Below are 21,985 nucleotides of genomic sequence, written 5' to 3' on the forward strand. Positions count from 1 at the left end.
CTTTAAGGTAAACCTGTCAGCATATGCTCCGACACGCTCGATAGTTCGCCTGCCATTTCAGCTAGTCCCTGACTGTTCTTGGCCATTTCGCCAATGGAAGCAGCCTGATTTTGCGCAGTTCTATCAATACTGACTACTTTTTCATTCATTCTGACGATAGATCCCTGCGTCTTTTGTAAAGATGTATTAATATTTTTAACCGATTCAGCACTCACCGCCGCTAATTTACGAACTTCTTCAGCCACTACGCTAAAGCCTCGACCCGCTTCGCCAACACGGGCAGATTCAATTGCTGCATTCAAGCCAAGTAAATTGGTCTGCTGCGATATATTGCGAATAAAGGCTACTATTTCATCCGTATGGCGAATCGTTGCTGCCAGCTCTTCCCCCAGTTTACTTAACTCCTTACTGACTGAAGTTAACTGCTGCGCTCCTGCTGCCAATTCTTCCATGCTGGCGCTGAATTCCTGGGAGGACGCTGCTAAATCACCGGCAATGGAATGAATTTTTTCTTGATTGGTAATGTTCTGGGTTGTAATAACACAACCAATCGCGGTATTTCCTTCTTTAATCGGATAGGCGCAGGCAATATAGGGAATATCAAAAGCGGATTGCTCCCGGCTGATCATGCGGATTACCCGGGAGCCGGTTTTCATACATTGCTCGCTTACCTGGCCTTTCATCGGTTCCCCCGCTTTAAGACCCAAATCAAAGGACTTTCCCGGAACATAGGCCGTATATATTCCGTCTTTGATCACCGAGATACCTACATCTTCAATGATGATATCATTAAGATAGGGAGCTACTTCCGTAAATAATTTTACAATCTCTTCGCCAGAGTGCCGCTGCTGCATATGACCTCCTTATACTCCTCCAAAAAGCGGGTATTAAAAGCCCCGCTGATAAATACTTCATGCTCCAATAAATTTTGATGAAAGGGAATGGTAGTTTTAATACCTGCTATGACAAATTCACCTAAAGCCCGTTTCATTCTTTGCACAGCGTCTTCGCGGTCTTTGCCCCAGACAATTACTTTGGCCACCATTGAGTCATAAAAAGGCGTTATATCATAACCGGTATAAACGGCACTGTCAACTCGCACACCAAATCCTCCCGGCGGCAGATAACTTACAATCCGTCCCGGTGCCGGCATGAAATTTCTCTCCGTATCTTCCGCATTGATCCGGCATTCAATAGCCCAGCCGTTAGTCACGATATCCTGCTGACAAAATGACAGCGCTTGCCCGGCTGCCACCGCTATCTGCTCGCGGATCAAATCGATGCCGGTGATCATCTCTGTTACGCCATGCTCGACCTGAATACGAGTGTTCATTTCCATAAAATAAAAACGTCCGTCTTTATCGAGGAGAAATTCTACCGTACCAGCACCGCAATACTGAACAGCCGCAGCCGCCATTACCGCCGCATTGCCCATCTGCTCCCGCAATCCTTGATCAAGTGCAGGGGAAGGGGCTTCCTCAATCAGTTTCTGATGGCGGCGCTGTATGGAACAATCACGTTCTCCCAGGTGAACAACATGCCCATATTGGTCCGCCATAACTTGAATTTCGATATGCCGGGGCTCTTCTAAATACTTCTCCAAATATACGCCTGCATTGCCAAAAGCGATTTCTGCCTCTTTCTGAGCCTGACGGATTGCTTTGCGTAATTCCTCTTCATTATTGGCAACCCGCATACCTTTTCCGCCGCCACCGGCTGTAGCCTTGGCAATGACGGGATACCCAATAGCCCGGGCAACACGAACAGCCTCTTCCAAATCTTCAATAATCCCCTCCGTACCAGGTACAGTTGGCACACCTGCCTGTTTCATCGTCTCCCTGGCAATCGCCTTGGCACCCATTTTCCGGATTGCTTCAGGTGAAGGACCGATAAACGTAATGCCCCTCTCTTCACAAAGCTGTGCAAAATCTGCGTTTTCAGCAAGAAAACCATAGCCGGGATGAATGGCCTCTGCCTGAGAATGAGAGGCAATACTAAGCAAGTTGGGGATATTCAAATAACTGCTCTTGGCCGGAGCTTCCCCTATACAATAGGCCTCATCGGCAAGTTGTACATGCAGCGCATTTTTGTCAGCGGCAGAGTAAACTGCCACCGTTTTAATTCCCATTTCGCGGCAGCTGCGAATAATGCGGACGGCGATTTCTCCCCGATTGGCAATTACTATTTTTTTAAACATAATTGTCTCCTTATACACGAATCACTGACGGCAAGCTTCCTTACCGTCAGTGATTATCTCTTAAAATACCAGGAAGTACATCAAAAATACGTTTACGGTCAATAAGAGCAGCGCGGTTGGAATTTGAGCCTTTATAACGCCATTTTTATCAGGCAAATCCAGTAAAGCGGCCGGTACAATATTGAAGTTTGCGGCCATAGGAGTCATCAAAGTTCCGCAGTAACCAGAGAACATACCAATTGCTGCTAAAACAGCCGCATCTCCGCCATGAAGATTAATAATCAACGGCAAGCCAACACCTGCAGTCATTACGGGGAAAGCGGCAAAAGCATTTCCCATTACCATGGTGAAAAGCGCCATCCCTACTGTATAGGCAAGAACCACCATAAACCGGTTATCGACCGGAATTGCGGAACTTACCAGTTGAGAAACTACCTGCCCTACACCCGCGGCAGCAAACAAGGCTCCTAAAGTAGCCAGCATCTGGGGCAATACCGCCGCCCAGCCAATGGCATCCATTAACCGGCGGGATTCCTTAATCGGCCGAAGGCCGCCCTCCTTGGTCAGCACCATAGCCGCCAGTAACGCAATAATGCAGGCTACCCCTAAACTAACCAGGGTCACATTTGCTTTATCAAGCAGTTGCAAAGCACCAATCTTAACATCTTTCAGGCCTACTGTACCGATAATGGTAATAACCGGAATGAGTAAGGCGGGCATAAACAGCCAGTTCCCCAGTTTCTTCGATTGTCCCATTCGCTTTTCGGCAGTGGCTTCATCATGTTTCCCCATGCGTACACCGCCAACACCGGCAATTACAGCCATGATAATAATCATTATCCCGATATACATAGGTTTGATACTGTTACCGAATAAAAAGGAGATGGCATAAAGGCCCCAAAAAGATCCTGTCAGTATTCTTTTGGAATTGCCTTTGTCATTAAACGCCAGGAGCGCAATAATTACGACAAACAAACCGGCTACATAGTATATATAATCAAGACTGATAATCATGTTTCTTCAGCTCCTTTAGTTCTGTATTTCCCAGAGAACCCGCCCGCACTTCCTGTTCAATTGTCTTATCGAGTAAGTACAGCCGGATACCATGGATAATAAATGCCGCAATCGCGGTAGGAATCCCCCACATTGCAATGTGCAGCGGTTCCAGAATGATTCCGTTTTGCTCGAAGAAACTCTTCATCAGTAGAATCGCACCAAAGGCAATAAAAATGTCTTCTCCAAAAAATACGCCCACATTATCGGCAGAGGCGGAAAACGCTTTGATCTTGTTGCGGGTACTCACCGGCAAAGTGCCGTGTTTGTTTTCCGCTGCAGCTTCTGCCATGGGGGAAATCAGCGGACGCACCATTTGCGCGTGCCCTCCCAAAGCGGTTAGCCCTAAAGCTGCCGCAGCTTCCCGGATGAACAGGTAAAGAATCAGGATACGCCCGGTAGTAGCAGCGCTAACCTTTCGGATTAAGGCCTGAGCTTGTTCTTTTAGGCCATTGCGCTCTAACAGGCCGATTACGGGAAGCGTTAGAATGAACAAGGAGAGATACCGGTTTTTAACAAAAGCTTCACCAAAAATAGTTAAAATTTTCTCTACCGGCAGGTTGCCCGCCAGACCAGTTACAATACCAGCAACAACTACAACAAGCAGCGGATTAAACCGTAAAGCGAAACCGGCAATAACCACAACAATACCCAGAAGTGTCAACATAATCCTTTACTCCTTCACATGTAAATTTTTATCAGGGAAATGCTCTGGTAGTACACCTCCTTCAAACCAAAGCGGATGATATAAAGGAATTTGCTGATAGAATCAGGTCATTCCGGTTTAACGATAAAGAGGGGCTGACCATATTCCACAAAATCGCCATCTTTAAGCAAAACCTCAACAATTTCTCCATTGATGCCTGCTTCGATTTCATTGAACAATTTCATAGCTTCCAGCACACACACAACCGTATTGGCCGTAATTGTCTGTCCAGGCTTTACGAAAGGCTCAGCACCAGGTTCAGGAGCAGCATAAAATGTGCCTACAGAAGAAGCTGTAATGGCTTCCAAGCCGGATAATTGCTCCGCTTGCTGCGCTTGCAGCGGAGCGGACACGTTTATTTCCTCCTGCGCGGCCTGTAGTGTAATACGTGCCGGCTGACTTTCATTCAAGCGATCAATAACAATTTTGGTATCGCCTTGCTCCCAGGCAAAATGCTGTACCGGCGATTCAGTTACCAGCTTAATAATTTCTTTTATATCAGCAATTGTAAACATGTCGTTACCTCACTTTTTACTGATTGATCCATTCAAGGTTATTGCGTTTTTAATTGAATTGCTTTCGCCAGTTGGCATAAGTGCTCTTCTCGCGCTAAATAAAGCTGTTCCGCTTCATTTAAGGAGATTTTAACAAAGCAAATTTTCCGGCCTGGCTTGATTTGAGCTATTATTGCAATATCGACAGCAGCTACCTGCCCAATTTTCGGGTATCCGCCTGCCGTTTGCCTGTCAGCCAGTAAGATAATCGGATTCCCATCCGGCGGCACCTGGACAGTTCCCAGGACAACCGCTTCTGAAATCATTTCCAGCGGCTCCGTTAACTGTAATGCCGGACCGGACAAGCGGTATCCCATTCGGTCGGCTTGCGGCGTAATCTGATATTCGTCCTGTAAGAACCGCTGTCTGCTCAGCTCGCTAAACTGCGCAAACTGGCTGCCGGCCATAATCCGGATGCTAACAGCCCCACCTGGTAATGGGATATGCGCTCTGCCTACATACCAGCTGGTGGTGAAGAAACTGCTTCCCTTGGCTGCAGGCTGCTTAACCAGGTATTCGATCAGCTTACCCGCCCGTCTCCCAGGGAGATCAAGCGCAAGTTCATCGCCTGCTTGCAAGGCCCTTCCTTGATAGCCGCCAATTCCGGCTCTCAGATACGTGCTTTTGCTTCCCATAATGCGGGGAACGGCAAAGCCTCCTGCGATAGCAAGGTAACAGCGGCAGCCTGACTTGCAGGCACCAAACTGTAATATTCCTTCTTGCTTAAGATATACCGGTCTTCCTAATGGTACAGGCTCTCCGTTGATAGTCGGCGATAAATCACCGCCGGTTATAGCAAATAGTGTTGCTTTTCTCAGCTTGAGCGATGGCCCTGCTAAGCTAATTTCCAATACGCCCTCATTCTCCTCATTGCCTACGAGCAGATTAGCCAGCCGTAAAGAATAGGAGTCCATGCCGCCACTGACAATGACACCGTATTTTTGATACCCGTATCTCCCCAGATCTTGAATGCTCGTAAGCAAGCCGGGATGTAGTACTTTAACTGTCATTTTCCTTCCCCCTTATGCTGAGCATATTCTGCAGGAGAAATTGGATAGAAGGTAATTAAATCGCCTGCTTGTAAAAGGGTAGGCGGCTGCTTATCGGGACAAAACAAGTCAAGCGGAGTGCGGCCGATCAACTGCCAGCCTCCGGGAGTTGCAATGGGATATACACCTGTTTGCAAGCCTGCAATACCTACTGATCCTGCCGGAATTTCCATGCGCGGCGTTTGCCGCCGTGGAGCGGCTATTTTTTCTGACATCCCCCCCAGATACGGAAAACCCGGGGCAAATCCAAGCATATATACGAGATACTGGCCGCCTGAGTGAATATCGATAACCTCTTGCTCCGTACACCCATTATGTTCAGCGACAAATGCCAGATCAGGGCCGAACTCGCTTCCGTAGCATACGGGAACCCTCACCTGCCGGGGCTGCTCTTCCCGGCCCTGTTCCAACTTGGCAATGATCTCTTCTAATAAGGCGGTCACCGTTTGATAGCTGGCAGTTTCAGGCCAGCCATGACTGCGTTGAAAGCAGCGCACCTTTACGGGGTCATAAGAAATGGTAACGCTGGAAAATGCAGAAACATATTCAATCAGCCCGGGAAACGGCTGCCTGTCTAAATAATTAGTCAGTGCTTTAACTTTTCGATGGGTTTCGGGGTCAATGCCCCGGCCAAATTCAATTAAAACGGCCGTCTCACCAAAAGGCAGCAGTTCAACTTCGTTCAAATTCATCACCCCTCATCATCCCTATCGCCTGCTGGGTAACACCTGGTCAGCGCTCACCGCAGGAAGCAACAGACCGTACCATAATATTTTCCTGCCCGAGAATATCACGGATATGCCGGGCAAAGCTCAGTGCATGTGCTCCGTCACCATGCAGGCATACCGTGTCTGCTTGGATAACAACCTTTTCTCCCTGCTGCGAAAGCACTGTACCTTCCTTAACCATGCGAATTACCTGTTGTACAGCATGTTCGTGGCTGGTAATCAACGCATCCGGCTGAGTGCGCGGTGTCAGGGATCCATCACTCTGATAGGTTCTATCGGCAAACACTTCATGCGCCGTCTTAAGGCCGAGCCTTTCCCCAGCCCGGACTAATTCACTGCCCGAGAGTCCAAACAAAATCAGTTCCGGATTTACCTGATACACGGCTTCAGCAATCGCTTCCGCCAGTTCCTGTTTCTTGGCCGCCATATTATAAAGCGCACCATGGGGTTTAACATGCTGCATTTTTCCGCCTGCAGCTTTTACAAAGCCGTCGAGGGCACCGATCTGATAAAGAACCATATCATAGGCTTCCTGAGCTGTTATTTCCATATTGCGCCTGCCGAACCCGATCAAATCAGGCAGGCCGGGATGTGCACCAATCACTACCCGATTGGTAAGAGCCAATTGCACAGTTTTGCGCATTACCCCCGGATCACCGCCATGAAATCCACAGGCAATATTCGCAGATGTGACAAACGGCAAAATTTCTTCGTCCATCCCCATTGTGTAGGCCCCAAAGCTTTCTCCTAAGTCACAATTTAAATCAACCCGGTACATAGACACTCCTCCTCACTTGGCTTTACGATCTGCTAAGATAAAAAGGCGCTCCAAACAAAGAGAAATCTTTGTCTGAAGCGCCTTTGCCTCATTCACTATTAACATTAATCTGCTTGCCACTCATCATATACTAACCAACGGGAAATGTAAATTTGAAAAAATAAATAGGCCACTTCAATTTTATTGAAGTGGCCTGTTCATAGAAAGAGGGTGTGCTTAATGACAGCATAACACCGCTGTTCTTCCTGTAATGCCTGAATTGCCTCGTCTTCCTCAATAGAAGAAAAGCGAATCGTATCTCCCGGCCTTGCCTGGGCCAGTTTAGACAGGTCAGCGCCAATAACCGATCCGATTTTAGCAAAGCCGCCGGTAGTCTGATGATCTGCCATCATAATAAACGGCATGCCATTAGAGGGTATTTGAATAGCCCCCGGCCACATAGCGTCAGAAACAATATCCGCTTTATCACGGTGAACTACCTTTGGTCCTTTCAGCCAATAGCCGATCCGGTCTATTTGATTGGTTACAGCATAGGTGCTTTTAAAAAATTTTTCAATCACTTCCCGGCTGAACATTGCCTGCTGGGGGCCAAGTAAAACACGCAGGATAATTGCCCCGGTATATGCGGGAATGTACGCATCCCCGACCTGAGCTGCCGCCGCCGGGAAATCACAATCCTCGCCAACATAGAGAACATCTCCTTGGCGGAGAGTACGCCCTTCATACCCCCCCACTCTTGCCCGCGTGCAAGTTGAACGGCTTCCTAAGACTACGGGAACGGCAAAGCCGCCGCGGATTGCCACGTAGGTGCGGTAACCTTGTGCGGCAGACTCAAAGCGAAGTTCTCCGCCTTTAGGGACAACAAAAGAAGACCAATTGGTAACCGGCTCGCCGTTTACCCTGCCCTGCATCTGGGCACCGCAAACTGCTACCAGCTGCTCCTGATCAAACCGGAAGGCTGCGCCTTCAGCAGTCATTTCCAGAACGGCCGCTCCTGGTAAGTTTCCTGTCAGCAGATTCGCCACCTGCATAGCATAACGATCCATTGCTCCGGCTATCGGCATACCATAAGCCTGATATCCCCAGCGGCCTGAATCCTGCACAGTTGTAAAATAACCAGGCTGAACTGTTGTAATCACATTGATCACCATCCTAATTGATCTGACTTACTTGCGGAATATAATTTCCACTCTCCACCGCACGCCTGATAGCAAAATATTCTTCTATCGATATCGCATAAAAGCGCAGATAATCCCCTGCCGAAATTAAAAAAGGATCCTCACTGGCGGGCTGAAAAGTTTTTAACGGCGTACGGCCGATTAACCACCATTCACCCGGACTTTCAATCGGATAAACGCCGGTTTGGTTGCCGCCAATGCCGACTGAGCCTGCCGGAACTTTGGTACGTGGCTTTTCCTGGCGCGGTACTGCAATCAACTCGGACATTCCTCCTAAATAAGGAAAGCCGGGGGTAAAGCCAAGCATATACACCAGATACGGTTTTGCAGTATGCAGACTAATCACCTCATGTGGTGCCATTCCTGCATAGCGAGCCACAAATTCCAGGTCAGGCCCGAAGACACCCCCATAGCAGACGGGGACATGAACCATTCTCGCTGTCAGGCATTTTGTCGCTAAAGGCTCAATTTTACTCAACAATGGCCGGATCAGTTGCGTGATCCTCTCCCGTGACGTTAGTAAAGGATTAAAATAGATCGTGATCGACTTATACGTCGGTACAACTTCTATGATTCCCGGAGGAGATTCTTGCTTCAGCAGTTTCATAAGCTGTTGAACAAGCCCATTAATTTCTGGAGAAATTATTGCTGCAAATTCCACAACCAAGCCTGCTTCTCCGGCCATTAAGAGTTTGACTTCATTCTTATCGTCTTGCACAACTGCTTCAACTCCTTTGGTATCACGTATTCTTCCCAATAACAAAAAAAGGGCATAAATGTGGTAAACATTTATAGCCCCTTTGCTAAAACCGTATTATTTTATAAAATAACTTTATCATATTGTCTTTCTAAAAACAATCCCTTCAGCTAAAACCTTTATTTTAATAATCGTTCGTTCACTAGCTTAAAAAATGCCTGAATACCATGAGAAAGCCATTTATCTTTATGGTACACCAAATACGTATTTGTCTTGAAGGTAATACCGGGACATTGCAGCTCTACCAGGGTGCCGTTAGCAAGCTCCTCTTGCACAGCTACTTTCGGCAATACGGTTAATCCTAAGTTAGACCGCACAAATTTTTTGATTGTTTCAATGTGACAAATCTCCAGAATGGTCCGGGGATGAACAGCCGCCTTCGTTAGAGCAGCTTCCAAGTGAGACCGGTATATGCTGCCGGACTCAACAAATAACAGGGTTTGATCGTGAAGATCCTTTAATCCCACCATGTTTTCCTTGGCCAGTTTATGCTTCGGCGATACAACCATGGCAATCGGTTCAGGCCATAGTATTTTACTAACTAAATCGGTTTCTTTGCTATTACCTTCCAGAATAAAGGCCAGATCCATCATATTTTTACGCAGCAAATTTCGAAAATCGCTGCTGATACCAAACTTCAGCTTCAACTCCACATCCGGGTACAATGCCGCATACTCTGCTAAAAGATCAGTTAAGTAGTAGACGCACAAGGATTCCGGCATACCGATAATCAACGGTCCCCGGGGAGTAGCGAAATGCTCCAGTTCATTCTTAGCATCTTCGGCAAGCCGAATAATACTCTCTGCATATTCGTAGAGCTTTTCTCCGTCGGTTGTCAGCATCAGCTGATGTCCGAAGCGTTCAAACAGCAGCGTGTTGAATTCCTTTTCCAACAGCTGAATATGGGTTGTCACTGTTGACTGTGTGTAACCTAAAAAGTGAGCAGCCTGTGAAAAATTTCCCAGCTTTACAATGCTCATAAATGTCTTTAATTGTCTGATTTCCATAGAGCTGCCACCTCACTTTTGCGGTTAATTACTCGTCAAATAAAAAACGAAGGTAGTCATAGTCTTAGTATCCTATTAACTACCTTAATTAAACATACTGCCGCCTCACTCAGGCGTTACTATTCTTTTTATCCGCTCCATAAGGCAGCGGGATGTACTGCACGGATGGGCGCTGCTGAGCCGGCTGCGGATAAAGATCCATAAGCTCGTAGACTTCAAGAGGCATTTCATTACAAATTGTCGGAAGCCCCATTTCCCGCAGCTTATCGCAGGTAATCGGATAGTCGTGCGTCCACCGGCCGTCGGAAAGAGTTTTAGCTAATTCGTCAGCTTTATCAGGAGGCATTTTATCTAATAAAATGCTTTTCAGAAATTCTTTCACCTGCATAATTGCTTTTTGTGCCAGATCCGCGAGAATCAAGGTATTATCATCAACCCGGTTAATTTTCTTTTGCTGGACGACTTTCAAAATAGACGCTGCCGGATACTGACCTAATTGAGGGTCTACCGGTCCCAGGACAGCATTAGGATCAAGGATAATCTCATCAGCAGACAGGGCAATCATCGTTCCGCCTGACATGGCATAATGAGGAACAAATACCGTTACTTTTGCTTTATGCTGCTGCAAGGCCCTCGCAATCTGCTCAGAAGCGAGCACTAAACCGCCGGGAGTATGCAGCACCAAATCAATCGGCATATCATCAGGGGTCAGCCGGATAGCCCGCAGCACTTGCTCGGAATCTTCCACATTAATATAACGGCTGATGGGAATCCCTAAAAAGCTGATGGACTCTTGACGGTGAATTAGACTGATTACCCGGGAGCCGCGCTTACTTTCGATTTTTTGTAGGATGTTTATACGCCTCATGGCAATACTTCTTTGCTGCAGCATCGGTAATACGGTAACCATTAAGAAAAAAATCCAGATAATATCCGTAAAATTAAAATTCACCCTTATTCCTCCCTTTTCCCGCTTCTTTTTACATAATTGTACATTATTTGCAAGAATCCTTTAAAGCGGTGAAAAGGTGTTAAAAATTCCTCTGAATATGTAGCATTGATTATCTAGCTTTACCATATAATTATTTAAATAAATATTATTTTTTGGTAAAAAATCAGTAAAAATCTGCCACATTGGTTTTATGTATCATATGCGTTATAATAAACTAAAAGGATTATTTTACTTAAGGGAGGGGTTTTAATGAAGCGGTCTACCTTTATTCGCATTACAAAAACAATCAGGCAGGCATCAAATAACGTTACTGTTGTCGAGAATTTTAATAACAAAGCCCTTGTCTTAATTAGAATCCCTTCAATTATTGGGGAATCGCCGCAGCAGCAAAAGTCCTTCCGCAAGCTTTTAGCTTATGCGTCTTATTATAGTATCGTCCCGGAGAATGAGGCCCTGCTCATTACACTGGAATTTCAATTAGACTCATAAACAAAAAAGCCTACAAAAGCAGAGGAGATCATCGCCAGCGATGATCTCCTCTGCTTTTTCTGTATTAGTAGCGGTTACGCCTGGGAAACAATTTGATCAGAATAACACCGGCGGCAAACCCGCCGACATGAGCCCACCATGCCACATTAGTACCGGTCATATAAAGAGAAGCAGTGCCGCTTTGCAGCTGCAAGAAAAACCACAGCCCCAAAAACAGCATCGCCGGTATTTCAATAACGGTTACAAAGAAAAATATCGGGATCAGTGTGCTTACTTTTGCCAGCGGAAAGCTGATAAAATAGGCACCAAGTACACCGGAAATGGCACCGCTTGCTCCGATGGTAGGAACGGTTGAGGCAGGATCAACAAAGACCTGAACGAGATTGGCAATGACCCCGCACAGCAAATAAAAAAGCAAGAACCTGCCATGCCCCAGGTAGTCTTCCACATTATCGCCAAATATTTTCAAATACCACAGGTTTCCTATGATATGCAGCCAGCCGCCATGTAAAAAAAGATTGGTAATCAAGGGCAGATAAACGGCAATATCGGCCGCATTACGCTCCAGTCCCGCTAAAAATGCGGCAGGAACCAAGCCGTATGTGGCAACTGCCTGATTAAGCAACCTGTCTTCCAGCATTAGCTCTTTGATAAATACGATAGCAGTACCAATAATGAGAATATAGCCGGTGATGGGGACAGACCGGGAACGAATGTTATCGCGGATAGGTATCACACTATCACCTCCAGCCACATCAGGACCGGGATTTTTTGTCATCCTATATCCTCTATCATAATCGATTTATCTCGTTTTTGCGAGCATTTGTTAGTTATATTTTAACATAATGCGCCCGAATAATTCCTTCAATACCGCCTACAAATTCCAGCGTTTCTTTCGAAACGGGCGAATCAATTGTTAAAACCATCATTGCCCGCTGATCGGCAATTTTGCGTCCCAGCTGCATGGTAGCGATATTCACTTTGCCAACTCCGAGCAGTGTTCCCATCTGCCCAATGACACCAGGCTTATCAATATTTTCTGCTATCAGCATATAGGGTGATGGATTCACATCAAATTCATAGCCGTTAATTTCAACAATCCGTAATTCACCTTTACCGAATACAGTGCCGCTAATAGTAAACTCTTTATTCTTTGATACAACTTTAACGGTAATTAATGTCAGGTAGTTATCTATTGCCGATTCTTTACTTTCCGTTACCCCAACACCCCTGCTTTTCGCAATCACATTAGCATTGACATAGTTTACCCGTTCTTTCAAAATCGGTTCAAACAGTCCTTTTAATATGGCAAGAGAAATCACGGAGGTTTCCAGGGCTGCTACCTCACCGCGGTACAGAATTTCGACTTTTTCAACTGCTTCTTTTTCCAGCTGGTAATAAAGCTTACCTAACGTTTCACCCAGCTTCAAATACGCTTTAACTGCCTCAAGATCCTGGGTATGAAGAGTCGGCAGATTAACAGCATTGGGCACCATCTCACCGCGCAGCGCGGAAATAACTTCCTGTGCTATCGTAATGCCCACATTATCCTGCGCTTCTTTTGTGTCAGCCCCGGCATGGGGTGTTACAACAACATTGTCAAAATCCAGCAGCGGGGATATTGCGCGCGGCTCGCCTTCGGGCACATCAATACCTACACGGGCGACTGTTTTGTTCTGCAGTGCTTCCACCAGTGCATCTTCATTGACAATCCCGGCACGGGCACAATTAATTACGACCAGGCCTTTTTTCGCTGCTTTGAATTGACTTTTGCCAATAATCCCATAAGTTTCTTCCGTCTTAGGTGTATGGACGGTCAAAATATCACAAGCCTTCATTAAATCTTCCAGCTTTTCTTTTTTCTCTACACCAAGATGCTTGAAACGGGTATCACTGATATAAGGATCGTAACCAATAATATTCATGCCAAATGATTTCAGACGGGTTGCCACTAATGAACCAATCCGACCTAACCCTACTATTCCAACTGTTTTTCCCTGAAGCTCAATTCCTTTAAGCCCTGCGCGGTCCCACACTTTCTCTTTCAGGCGTTTTTGTAGTTGGGGAATATTGCGGCAAGTTGCCAGCAGCAAGCCAATCGTAAGTTCCGCAGCTGATACAACATTAGATTCAGGAGTATTGACCACAATAATCCCTCGCTTGGTTGCACCTTCCATATCAATATTGTCTACACCGTTGCCGGCCCGTCCCACAACTTTCAGACGAATGGCTTTTTGATATAATTCTTCATTGACATCAGTGTTGCTGCGGACAATTAAGGCATCATAATCACCGATAGCATCCAAAAGTTCCTGCCTGGTCAGATTTGGTTTTACATCAACTGTCGCGCCTGCTTGCAGAAGAGTTTCAACGCCCTTTTCGGCTATCGCTTCAGAAACTAATACTTTCATTGTTATACCCCCATTAAAATAATTATGAAATCATGTGAGAAATAAAAAAAGCTCACCCCAAAATTGGGGCGAGCTTTTAACCCGCGTTGCCACCCAGATTAGACCAAAACAGCCACATTGTGTCCGCAAAATAAAAAAAGCACCCATCCCTGTAGGGACGAGAACTATTCCCGCGTTGCCACCCATGTTGCCTTCCGGCCAACTTTAGCCGCTATATCGGGCGGATCCCCTGCTGACTCATCACCAGCCACTCCCAGGCGGAACTTTCTTGCTTGGTAGAACGGCTCGCACCAACCGCCGTCTCTCTGAACACCTTACATGTAGGCTTCCTGTTCATCATGTATTAAATATTTACTTGTTTTGATTATACTGTGTACACATTTACAAGTCAAGTGTCTTTTCCAACAAATACAGCTGTTTTTTTACCACTGTTTTGCTAATCCATAAATAACTTTAAATACTCACCATAACCTGCTTCTTCCATTTTTTCTTTTGGGATAAAGCGCAAAGCTGCAGAATTAATGCAATAGCGTAATCCGGTGGGCTGAGGACCGTCGGTAAAAACATGTCCCAAATGAGAATCAGCCTCGCGACTGCGCACTTCCGTACGGATCATCATATGACTTTTATCCAGTTTTTCCTTAATTTGCTCTTTTTTAACCGGCTTAGTAAAACTAGGCCAGCCGCAGCCAGAGTCAAATTTATCTTTTGAACTGAATAAAGGCTCACCGGATACAATATCGACATAAATGCCTTCCTGTTTGTGGTTCCAGTATGCGTTTTGAAAAGGTGGCTCGGTGCCATTTTCCTGCGTGACTTTGTATTGCAGCTCGGTTAGTTTCTGTTTATTGTGATTATCAGTCATCGTCTTCACCTCCAGTCGTTTTTTAATCAGGCCGTTTAATCCATTATTTCAAATTGACGCCGGCTTTATGCACAGCAGTCTCGTCTCGATAAAATCAATCGCAGCCGCTGCCATCACGTTATAGCCTGCTTCATTAGGATGAACCCCATCGCAGTGCAGCCCCGGCTTAATGCCCTGGCAGTCCGTACCGGACATAACAGCAAAAAAATCAAGCACATCAATGACTTGCTCCTGCGCATATTCCCGGATTGCAGCCCGGTATTCGCGGAGCCTTCTTTCTGCCTCCGGTTCATTGCAGGGTATAGGCAACCCCAAGACGGGAACTATCCCGTTCGCCCTGGCCAATATAGTCATCTTCACCGTATGCTCAACCATTTCTTTGCCACAAAGTGATTCGAAAACGTCATTGGTTCCTCCCATAATCATGACATGCGAAGGCTGCAAACGGCAAACATCCCGGGAAAAGCGCTGCAGCATTTGCCCGGTAGTATCGCCGTTGATACCGCAGTTTTGATAATCAATCCCACAATGCCGTGCTGCTATATCCAGCCAGGAAGCAGACGGAGAGTAGGGAAATCCATACGTTATAGAATCACCGATAGCAATCAGTTTCATTTCTACTCTCCTTTGTTTTTACCTGGATCTGTCACTTTACTAGATTCACTGTTCCCGGCTTACGGAAAGGTGCCGGAGGCTGCGGCCCATCGGGATACCCTACCGCAGCAGCTCCGCAAACAAAGTGCCCCTCCGGTATACCAATATCAGTCAGTGCAGCCCTGATTTCCGGCTCATCGGAAAACCACGCTAATTGATTAATCCAACAGGTACCCAGGCCTAAGGAATGAGCTGCCAGAAAAATATTCTCCAGCGCCAAAGCACTATCTGCCATTGCATTCGGATAACTGCGCTCATTGGTAACCACAATCAGCGTCGGCGCATGATAGTAAAAACAGTATTGCTCCTTTACCGCCGCCTGTTTACCTCTTAACTTGGCCGGATATTCATCTTGAGCAAACGAAATTCTCGCAAAGACCTGTCGCACAAGTCTGTTCAGTTCACACAGCACTGCGGGATTTTGAATGACAGTAAACAGCCAGGACTGGCTATTGCTGCCGCTGGGTGCATATTGAGCGGCTTCTACAATGGATTGCAGTTCTTCATCCGTTATCTGCCGCTGCTCATATTTACGAATGCTTCTTCTCGTTTTAATATTGTCAAGGATACCAGGCATTCTGTAACTCCTCCAGTCGATACTTACAGGTTATGTTTTTACAGCAGGCATTTTACAATATCAGCCCTGCTGATAATCCCGATAATCCGTTCACCTTCCATAACAGGCACCCGCTTGATGCCGTGCGCAAGCATCAGCTTCGCTATTTCCGGTACTTCTTCTTCCGGTGTAACGGTGATTACCTTTTCTGTCATAATATTTAAAGCCTGGCTGGCCATCATTTTTTTAAAATCTTCATTGTATTGTTCTATACCATGATAATAGATAATTGCTCCCAAAATATTGACAGCATCAGGCAGGCGAGGATTGGTTTCTTTGTGCAATAAATCGCCTTCTGTCACCATTCCCATCAGATGACCGGCTTCATCGACTACAGGTACTCCCGAAATTTTGTTGTCAATCAGCACTCTGGCGATTTCTTTAATCGTCGCATGCTGCTTGACTGTAAGCACTTCCGTGACCATAATGTCCTTAGCTTTCATTCCTCTCACCTCGATCTATGTATTGGAATAGATGAATAGCATATGCCACTAATACCCAGTTTCGGTATCTAAGACTATTATCCTGCATTTTGCCGCTCGGGCACTTAGCCTGGCAGTCGTTTTTTTCATCTATAACCAAAAAACGAATCTATTCATTTATGCTGTGTATTCCTTTATAATAGAGAAAATACGATTAGGAGAAACAGCATGATACAAGCCTTTCTACACGGACTCATCTTAGCACTGGGATTAATCCTGCCGCTCGGAGTACAAAATTTATTTGTCTTTCAGCAGGGTGCAGCACATAGCAGCTTTGTTCATATACTGCCTGTGATTTTTACTGCTGCCCTGTGCGATACCGCCCTTATTCTCCTGGCAGTCCAGGGTGTATCCTTATTTTTGCTTAAATTCCCCTTATTTAAGCTTATTTTATTGTCAATCGGTGTAGTTTTTCTAACATATATGGGCTGGGTTACCTGGAACGATAACCACGTTCCGGACGAAGAGGCACCTGCTCAAAAAACCTCCCCCCGCCAGCAAGTCATCTTTGCCGCCTCCGTTTCCTTGCTTAACCCCCATGCCGTAATGGATACGATTGGCGTAATCGGCACAAGTTCCAGCAGCTACGAAGGACTGGAAAAATCGCTGTTCGCTTTCGCCTGCATCTTTGTGTCCTGGGTCTGGTTCTTCTTTCTGGCGGCAGCCGGCAGAATGATCGGCCGACAGGCCAAATTTTCTACGTGGCGCAAGAAAATTAATCGAGTCTCAGCCTTCTTTATGTGGCTGTCGGCAGCCGCAATGGCCTATAGCGCTCTATAAACAAAAACTCCCGGATAGCTGTCTAGTCTATCCAGGAGTTTTTTATATTCACACAGTTTCTAAGGACTTAATAACTGGAGCTTCAAAAGTTGCAGGCGCTTCCAGCACTTCTGTCGGCAAGCCCATTGTATCCAGCAGTTTGATAAAAGGAGTAGGGTCCAGTTCTTCGACATTTACCATCTTCTTAGCGTCCCAATCGCCGCGGGCGACGAGAATAGCTGCCGCTACGGCAGGCACACCTGCCGTATAGCTGATGGCCTGAGACTCTACTTCCTGATAGCATTCGGCATGATCGCAGGTGTTGTAAATGAAGATTTGCCGCGGCTTGTTGTCCTTGGTTCCGCGAATAAAGTTGCCGATGCAGGTTTTACCGGTATAACCCGGTGCCAGTGAGGCAGGATCAGGCAGCAGTGCCTTTAAGACTTTAATCGGTGCAATTTCTACGCCTTCAGCAATTTTGATCGGCACTTCCGAAGTAAGGCCGATATTGGTTAAAACCGAAAATACATTCAGGTAATGGTCGCCAAAGCCCATCCAGAAACGAATCGAGTTTGCATCGATATTTTTAGAGAGGGAATGAAGCTCATCATGGCCGGTCAAATACACCGGGCAGCTGCCCACTACCGGGAAATCATAGTCGACTCTGATGGAATGAACCTTCTGCAGCACCCATTTCCGGTCTACCCAGGTCCAAACCTTCTTAAACTCGCGGAAATTAATTTCAGGATCAAAGTTTGTGGCAAAATATTTGCCATGGCTGCCCGCATTTACGTCCAGAATATCAATTGTATCAATAGTATCAAAATACTCTTTTTGAGCTAAAGCGCACCAGGCATTTACCACACCGGGATCAAAGCCAATCCCTAAAATTGCGGTAATTCCATTTTCCGCACAACGTTCTTTGCGCTTCCACTCGTAGTTAGCGTACCATGGGGGATTTTCACAAACCTTGTCCGGTTCCTCATGAATAGCGGTATCCATATAGACAGCACCAGTTTGAATGCATGCTTCCAGCACCGACATATTAATATAGGACTGACCTACATTAATAACAATTTCTGATTTCGTCTCTTGAATTAATTGAACTAAAGCAGGAATATTCAATGCATCCACTTCGCGTGAATATAATTTTTTCGACGAATCTTTCACGTGATTTTTCCGTAAAATGCTTTCAATGATGGCATCACATTTTTGCTGGGTAAGTGAAGCTATGCAGATATCGCCCAGGATATCATTATTCATCGCACATTTATGGGCGACCACATGACCCACTCCACCAGCACCTACAATTAAGACATTTTTTCTCATTTCTTTCCTCCTGTACCTGTATAAAATATTTAAGATAGACTATTTAGGAAATCTGTATAATCAAACTTGCGGATCACTTCAACAGTGCCGTCCAGCCTTCGCACGGCAATAGAGGGCATCTGCAGTCCATTGAACCAGTTTTTCTTAACCATCGTGTAACCGGCTGCATCGGCAAACCGGATTTCACTGCCAATCTCCAGCTTATCGGCAAATTGGAATGTGCCAAAAACATCTCCTGCCAGACAAGACCGCCCGGCTACCATATACGGATATCCGCCAGCCTCAGTATCAACCTTTGCGGACAGGCGATAAATTAACAGATCCAGCATATGCCCTTCCACTGATGCATCAACAATGGCAATATCCATCTCATTATGCACCAGATCGACTACCTTGGTTACCAGTTCACCACAGCCTGTTATCGCACTTTCACCTGGCTCCAAATATACTTGTACACCATATTTGCCAGCGAAATCGGCCAGCTTTTGGCTGAACTGTTCTATCGGATAGCCTTCTTTAGTAAAGTACAAACCGCCACCAAGGCTAACCCACTGCAATTCTTTCAACAGGTCTCCATATTCGTCCCCAATAGCGTCCAACTGCCGGGAAAAAGCATCAATATCATCATTCTCGCAATTGTAGTGAAACATCAGGCCGCTCAATAAAGGGATTTGCTTGGCCAGCTCCGTCTTATCCACAACACCTAGGCGCGAAAACTTACGGGCCGGATCAGCTAAATCAAAATGAGAATGACTAATTCCCGGATTAACGCGCAAACCAAGTTTGGCTGGTTTGACAATGTCATAATAGCGTTTTAGCTGCGAAATGGAGTTGAAAATAATTTTATCGGCATACTTGCTTACCGCGATAACATCCTCTTCAGAATAGCCCACGCAATAAGCATGCGTCTCTTTGCCGAATTTTTCATAACCCAGACGGGCTTCATATAGAGAACTGGAAGTCGTGCCATCCATATATTCACGCATTAGGTCAAATACACACCAGGTTGAAAAGCACTTTAGCGCCAAAACTGATTTGGCTCCTGAAAGCTGGCGAACCCGCTGAATAATCTCTAAGTTACGCAGTAGTTTTTTTTCATCAATAAGATAATACGGGGTTGTAATCTGCATTTTTCATCTCCTCCGGTCAGGCATACCAATATCAAAATAAGCTCCCCAGCCCCTCAGACCTTCCCGCAGGCAGATCGGACGAGACAAAGCAGCAGAGAAACCTTCGTCTGTGATTGCTTTCTTAAACTATAAATTTTCTACGACATTAATAATACCAAAAATGTTACCGTTTGTCGATTATTCTTTAAAAACATTCAAATTTTCTTATAAAAACTCATTTACAGCGAAAATATTGTATTTTTACACCAAATGTTTTAAAAAAACTGTGTTTTTTGTTAAATTATTGCATTACATTGCGATATGGTATGAACAAAAAGGCTTAAACGCTTACCTTATCAGTGCGTTTAAGCCCCTTGCTTCACACAACAGCCATATCCATTGTGTGTCCGGTTGATTAAAAGTGATGATCAACAATCTGCTGGGCCTTTTCCAAAAAGACAGTAACTGCCTCTCTTTCCTGCTCATTTAACCCTTCTAAGTAGGAAAAAATATAGTCATCCTGCTTGTAATGGAATTCATTATGGGCCTGATAGGCGGACTCTCCCTGTTGCGTTAAATACAACTGAACCCGTTTCTTATCTTCGGGATCTACAGCTTTTCGTATATATCCGCCCTCTTCCAATTTTAAAGCGCTTTTGGAAATAACGGCCCTGGTAACGCCAAAATACCGGGCAATCTCTGAAATATACATCCCCGGATGATCCCCAATCGCTCTAATCATATGAATTTCACCGCGAAACAGAATCATCCCATTGCCAAAGTCTAGTTTTCTCATTTTACTGTTGGCAATCGTTTCGATTAATCTGCTGAACTGGCTCATAATAAAGTAAGAGTTTTTCATACTTCTATTGTAACGAATTTGCATCCTTATAACAACCAGCCCGACTCTCCGGCACCGTTGACAAAAATAGGATTACTTGCTACTATGAAACTGAATTTCATAGTATTGAGACAGGTGCCCTGCGGGGCTTAATAGGGAAACCCGGTGAAATGCCGGTGCGGTCCCGCCACTGTAATGGGAAGCGAAGCCAATTATACCACTGGAGCACAATGTTCTGGGAAGGTCGGTTTAGCAATGATCCAGAGCCAGGAGAACTGCCTGTCTAGCAATCACCGTTCAACCTACGAGCGATAGGGAGGGGATTTATGAGACGTTTCTTTCATTTTCCCGGCTAGTAGAGGCCGTTTTTTTTATTGGTGTTACCATTATTTTTTTTGAAAACTTTGTATGTCAGGCATACAAACATAATCCGGGAGGGGAAAAATATGCAATATCCAGAGCAAAGTCCAAAGATTCTCTTTAAAATGGTGCAGCAGTATAAGGAAGCGCAATTACTGCTTGCCGGTATTCAGCTAGATGTGTTTTCCTACCTTGGCAAATTCACCTCAGCTTGCGATGTTGCTTTGCTAACAGGTTATAACGGGAGAAACCTTGCCCTATTTCTCAACAGTTTGGCTGCAATCGGACTATTGGAAAAACAGCAGCAGGAATTCCGGAACACAAAACTAACAGAACTATTTCTCAGCCGTAACAGTGCTTATTATATGGGTGAATACCTTGTATTCTGGAATAAAATGACTAATCTTGATACTGTGGAAAGCGCAGTCCGCTATGGCCCGGAACGAGCAAATAATACGATGTCACCTGCCGGTGCTTATGATTTTCAGAAATTAGCCCGCTTGTCGGCTACCGAAATTCGAACAGGCCGTGTCCAATCTTTTTTACAGGGAGTTTCACAATTATTTCAACCGAACGAACCAATACGGTTTCTGGATTTAGGTGCAGGCTCAGGAGTTATGTCTATGGAATTGGCAAATCACTTTCCGGCAGCCTCCGGCACTTTATTTGAACAGCCGTCGGTCGCCGACGTACCCGAGCAGCTCATCAGCGAACATCAGTTGCAGCATCGCTTAGCAATTATCCGGGGTGACTTCACCACCGATCCGCTTGGCGAAAATTATGACCTGATCATTGCTTCAGGAATATTAGACTTTGCCAGAACGGATTTAAACGCAATGACTGCAAAGCTGGCTGCAGCACTTGCTCCTGACGGCTATTTGTATCTGGTAACACATAAAGTAAGTGATGATTATTTATCTCCTAAAGAATCCATTATCGGCTGGTTATCCAGCCATCTTGCCGGCCTGGATATTCTGCTTACCAAAACCGAAATTGAAGCGGCGCTCGCTGCAGCAGGTTTTACAAAAATGGCAAAAAGCACCTTAGACGGTGCAATGGAAAGTCTAACGGGCGAATTTTACACCGTGGCAAAGTAACCATATGGAGGAAT

Annotated in this window: 24 protein-coding genes and 1 riboswitch; of the genes, 3 read left to right on the forward strand and 21 right to left on the reverse strand. The window is 45.6% G+C overall.

What is annotated here, in order from left to right; genetic code table 11:
• Positions 1-2: 2 nt before the first annotated feature.
• The 12 genes from EV210_RS23250 to EV210_RS04270 all read right to left on the reverse strand — a co-directional run bounded on the left by EV210_RS23250 (position 3) and on the right by EV210_RS04270 (position 10,959).
• On the reverse strand, positions 3-854 hold the full coding sequence (locus EV210_RS23250) for a methyl-accepting chemotaxis protein (RefSeq protein ID WP_132076022.1): 852 nt from the start codon (positions 852-854) through the stop codon (positions 3-5).
• The gene (accC, locus tag EV210_RS04220; protein ID WP_132076025.1) at positions 821-2,197 is read right to left on the reverse strand and encodes an acetyl-CoA carboxylase biotin carboxylase subunit; all 1,377 of its coding nucleotides are present in this window, start codon (positions 2,195-2,197) and stop codon (positions 821-823) included. Before accC ends, EV210_RS23250 begins: the two co-directional genes overlap by 34 nt.
• Positions 2,198-2,257: 60 nt before the next feature.
• Entirely contained in the window at positions 2,258-3,211 is a 954-nt protein-coding gene (locus tag EV210_RS04225) for a DUF979 domain-containing protein (protein ID WP_132076028.1), read from the reverse strand.
• Positions 3,195-3,917, reverse strand: coding sequence for a DUF969 domain-containing protein (locus tag EV210_RS04230; protein WP_132076031.1), 723 nt, complete (start codon positions 3,915-3,917; stop codon positions 3,195-3,197). The genes EV210_RS04225 and EV210_RS04230 overlap by 17 nt, the downstream gene beginning before the upstream one ends.
• A gap of 107 nt (positions 3,918-4,024) precedes the next feature.
• Entirely contained in the window at positions 4,025-4,471 is a 447-nt protein-coding gene (gene accB / locus EV210_RS04235; RefSeq protein WP_132076034.1) for an acetyl-CoA carboxylase biotin carboxyl carrier protein, read from the reverse strand.
• Positions 4,472-4,509: 38 nt separating this feature from the next.
• Complete coding sequence (locus EV210_RS04240; RefSeq protein WP_132076036.1) at positions 4,510-5,520, reverse strand: 5-oxoprolinase subunit C family protein; 1,011 nt, start codon at positions 5,518-5,520, stop codon at positions 4,510-4,512.
• Complete coding sequence (gene pxpB, locus EV210_RS04245) at positions 5,517-6,245, reverse strand: 5-oxoprolinase subunit PxpB (RefSeq protein WP_279388480.1); 729 nt, start codon at positions 6,243-6,245, stop codon at positions 5,517-5,519. Before pxpB (EV210_RS04245) ends, EV210_RS04240 begins: the two co-directional genes overlap by 4 nt.
• 46 nt (positions 6,246-6,291) lie before the next feature.
• Positions 6,292-7,065 (reverse strand): 5-oxoprolinase subunit PxpA, encoded by a 774-nt coding sequence (gene pxpA, locus EV210_RS04250; protein WP_132076039.1) that lies wholly within the window; start codon positions 7,063-7,065, stop codon positions 6,292-6,294.
• A 197-nt stretch (positions 7,066-7,262) separates the two neighbouring features.
• Positions 7,263-8,204: a 5-oxoprolinase subunit C family protein gene (locus EV210_RS04255; protein ID WP_132076042.1), complete on the reverse strand. Its 942-nt coding sequence runs from the start codon at positions 8,202-8,204 to the stop codon at positions 7,263-7,265.
• Positions 8,205-8,217: 13 nt separating this feature from the next.
• Complete coding sequence (gene pxpB, locus EV210_RS04260; RefSeq protein WP_132076045.1) at positions 8,218-8,961, reverse strand: 5-oxoprolinase subunit PxpB; 744 nt, start codon at positions 8,959-8,961, stop codon at positions 8,218-8,220.
• Positions 8,962-9,119: 158 nt separating this feature from the next.
• On the reverse strand, positions 9,120-10,007 hold the full coding sequence (locus tag EV210_RS04265; protein WP_132076048.1) for a LysR family transcriptional regulator: 888 nt from the start codon (positions 10,005-10,007) through the stop codon (positions 9,120-9,122).
• A gap of 109 nt (positions 10,008-10,116) precedes the next feature.
• On the reverse strand, positions 10,117-10,959 hold the full coding sequence (locus EV210_RS04270) for an SDH family Clp fold serine proteinase (RefSeq protein ID WP_132076051.1): 843 nt from the start codon (positions 10,957-10,959) through the stop codon (positions 10,117-10,119).
• A 249-nt stretch (positions 10,960-11,208) separates the two neighbouring features.
• Here EV210_RS04270 and EV210_RS04275 point away from each other — a divergent pair, with 249 nt between their 5' ends.
• The gene (locus tag EV210_RS04275) at positions 11,209-11,448 is read left to right on the forward strand and encodes a hypothetical protein (protein WP_132076054.1); all 240 of its coding nucleotides are present in this window, start codon (positions 11,209-11,211) and stop codon (positions 11,446-11,448) included.
• 64 nt (positions 11,449-11,512) lie between these two features.
• On the opposite strand, the gene EV210_RS04280 is transcribed toward EV210_RS04275, so the two are convergent.
• The 6 genes from EV210_RS04280 to EV210_RS04305 form a co-directional block, all read right to left on the reverse strand.
• Positions 11,513-12,226, reverse strand: a complete 714-nt coding sequence (locus EV210_RS04280) for a rhomboid family intramembrane serine protease (RefSeq protein ID WP_207900643.1) — start codon at positions 12,224-12,226, stop codon at positions 11,513-11,515.
• A 52-nt stretch (positions 12,227-12,278) separates the two neighbouring features.
• On the reverse strand, positions 12,279-13,859 hold the full coding sequence (serA, locus tag EV210_RS04285) for a phosphoglycerate dehydrogenase (protein ID WP_132076057.1): 1,581 nt from the start codon (positions 13,857-13,859) through the stop codon (positions 12,279-12,281).
• A 436-nt stretch (positions 13,860-14,295) separates the two neighbouring features.
• A complete protein-coding gene (msrB, locus tag EV210_RS04290) occupies positions 14,296-14,724 on the reverse strand; it encodes a peptide-methionine (R)-S-oxide reductase MsrB (protein ID WP_132076060.1) in 429 nt (142 codons plus the stop codon).
• A gap of 48 nt (positions 14,725-14,772) precedes the next feature.
• The gene (locus tag EV210_RS04295; protein WP_132076063.1) at positions 14,773-15,339 is read right to left on the reverse strand and encodes a GDSL-type esterase/lipase family protein; all 567 of its coding nucleotides are present in this window, start codon (positions 15,337-15,339) and stop codon (positions 14,773-14,775) included.
• A gap of 31 nt (positions 15,340-15,370) precedes the next feature.
• Positions 15,371-15,955, reverse strand: coding sequence for a nitroreductase family protein (locus EV210_RS04300; protein WP_132076066.1), 585 nt, complete (start codon positions 15,953-15,955; stop codon positions 15,371-15,373).
• 38 nt (positions 15,956-15,993) lie between these two features.
• Positions 15,994-16,437, reverse strand: coding sequence for a CBS domain-containing protein (locus EV210_RS04305; RefSeq protein ID WP_132076069.1), 444 nt, complete (start codon positions 16,435-16,437; stop codon positions 15,994-15,996).
• A 207-nt stretch (positions 16,438-16,644) separates the two neighbouring features.
• Here EV210_RS04305 and EV210_RS04310 point away from each other — a divergent pair, with 207 nt between their 5' ends.
• Positions 16,645-17,256 carry a LysE/ArgO family amino acid transporter gene (locus EV210_RS04310; protein ID WP_243650433.1) on the forward strand — a complete coding sequence of 204 codons (612 nt, stop codon included), beginning with the start codon at positions 16,645-16,647 and terminating at the stop codon, positions 17,254-17,256.
• Between the two features lie 48 nt (positions 17,257-17,304).
• Here EV210_RS04310 and EV210_RS04315 read toward each other — a convergent pair whose 3' ends face one another.
• The 3 genes from EV210_RS04315 to EV210_RS04325 form a co-directional block, all read right to left on the reverse strand.
• On the reverse strand, positions 17,305-18,564 hold the full coding sequence (locus EV210_RS04315) for a saccharopine dehydrogenase family protein (RefSeq protein WP_132076072.1): 1,260 nt from the start codon (positions 18,562-18,564) through the stop codon (positions 17,305-17,307).
• 29 nt (positions 18,565-18,593) lie between these two features.
• Positions 18,594-19,694 carry a carboxynorspermidine decarboxylase gene (gene nspC / locus EV210_RS04320; protein WP_132076075.1) on the reverse strand — a complete coding sequence of 367 codons (1,101 nt, stop codon included), beginning with the start codon at positions 19,692-19,694 and terminating at the stop codon, positions 18,594-18,596.
• A gap of 394 nt (positions 19,695-20,088) precedes the next feature.
• On the reverse strand, positions 20,089-20,559 hold the full coding sequence (locus tag EV210_RS04325) for a MarR family winged helix-turn-helix transcriptional regulator (protein WP_243650434.1): 471 nt from the start codon (positions 20,557-20,559) through the stop codon (positions 20,089-20,091).
• Between the two features lie 71 nt (positions 20,560-20,630).
• A riboswitch (cobalamin riboswitch) is annotated at positions 20,631-20,811 on the forward strand.
• A gap of 149 nt (positions 20,812-20,960) precedes the next feature.
• Here EV210_RS04325 and EV210_RS04330 point away from each other — a divergent pair.
• Complete coding sequence (locus tag EV210_RS04330; protein ID WP_132076077.1) at positions 20,961-21,971, forward strand: class I SAM-dependent methyltransferase; 1,011 nt, start codon at positions 20,961-20,963, stop codon at positions 21,969-21,971.
• Positions 21,972-21,985 lie beyond the last annotated feature (14 nt).

This window comes from Anaerospora hongkongensis, assembly GCF_004339805.1.
Lineage (GTDB): Bacteria > Bacillota > Negativicutes > Sporomusales > DSM-15969 > Anaerospora > Anaerospora hongkongensis.

Bases quoted from the DNA above. Each gene is read 5' to 3' on its own strand.
- EV210_RS04225 (WP_132076028.1), bottom strand. From the start codon at position 3,211: ATGATTATCAGTCTTGATTATATATACTATGTAGCCGGTTTGTTTGTC.
- accB (WP_132076034.1), bottom strand. From the start codon at position 4,471: ATGTTTACAATTGCTGATATAAAAGAAATTATTAAGCTGGTAACTGAA.
- EV210_RS04240 (WP_132076036.1), bottom strand. From the start codon at position 5,520: ATGACAGTTAAAGTACTACATCCCGGCTTGCTTACGAGCATTCAAGAT.
- EV210_RS04330 (WP_132076077.1), top strand. From the start codon at position 20,961: ATGCAATATCCAGAGCAAAGTCCAAAGATTCTCTTTAAAATGGTGCAG.
- EV210_RS04230 (WP_132076031.1), bottom strand. From the start codon at position 3,917: ATGTTGACACTTCTGGGTATTGTTGTGGTTATTGCCGGTTTCGCTTTA.
- EV210_RS04265 (WP_132076048.1), bottom strand. From the start codon at position 10,007: ATGGAAATCAGACAATTAAAGACATTTATGAGCATTGTAAAGCTGGGA.
- EV210_RS04280 (WP_207900643.1), bottom strand. From the start codon at position 12,226: ATGACAAAAAATCCCGGTCCTGATGTGGCTGGAGGTGATAGTGTGATA.
- EV210_RS04325 (WP_243650434.1), bottom strand. From the start codon at position 20,559: ATGCAAATTCGTTACAATAGAAGTATGAAAAACTCTTACTTTATTATG.
- msrB (WP_132076060.1), bottom strand. From the start codon at position 14,724: ATGACTGATAATCACAATAAACAGAAACTAACCGAGCTGCAATACAAA.
- EV210_RS04315 (WP_132076072.1), bottom strand. From the start codon at position 18,564: ATGAGAAAAAATGTCTTAATTGTAGGTGCTGGTGGAGTGGGTCATGTG.
- EV210_RS04295 (WP_132076063.1), bottom strand. From the start codon at position 15,339: ATGAAACTGATTGCTATCGGTGATTCTATAACGTATGGATTTCCCTAC.
- nspC (WP_132076075.1), bottom strand. From the start codon at position 19,694: ATGCAGATTACAACCCCGTATTATCTTATTGATGAAAAAAAACTACTG.
- EV210_RS04300 (WP_132076066.1), bottom strand. From the start codon at position 15,955: ATGCCTGGTATCCTTGACAATATTAAAACGAGAAGAAGCATTCGTAAA.
- EV210_RS23250 (WP_132076022.1), bottom strand. From the start codon at position 854: ATGCAGCAGCGGCACTCTGGCGAAGAGATTGTAAAATTATTTACGGAA.
- EV210_RS04305 (WP_132076069.1), bottom strand. From the start codon at position 16,437: ATGAAAGCTAAGGACATTATGGTCACGGAAGTGCTTACAGTCAAGCAG.
- serA (WP_132076057.1), bottom strand. From the start codon at position 13,859: ATGAAAGTATTAGTTTCTGAAGCGATAGCCGAAAAGGGCGTTGAAACT.
- pxpA (WP_132076039.1), bottom strand. From the start codon at position 7,065: ATGTACCGGGTTGATTTAAATTGTGACTTAGGAGAAAGCTTTGGGGCC.
- accC (WP_132076025.1), bottom strand. From the start codon at position 2,197: ATGTTTAAAAAAATAGTAATTGCCAATCGGGGAGAAATCGCCGTCCGC.
- EV210_RS04275 (WP_132076054.1), top strand. From the start codon at position 11,209: ATGAAGCGGTCTACCTTTATTCGCATTACAAAAACAATCAGGCAGGCA.
- EV210_RS04310 (WP_243650433.1), top strand. From the start codon at position 16,645: ATGATACAAGCCTTTCTACACGGACTCATCTTAGCACTGGGATTAATC.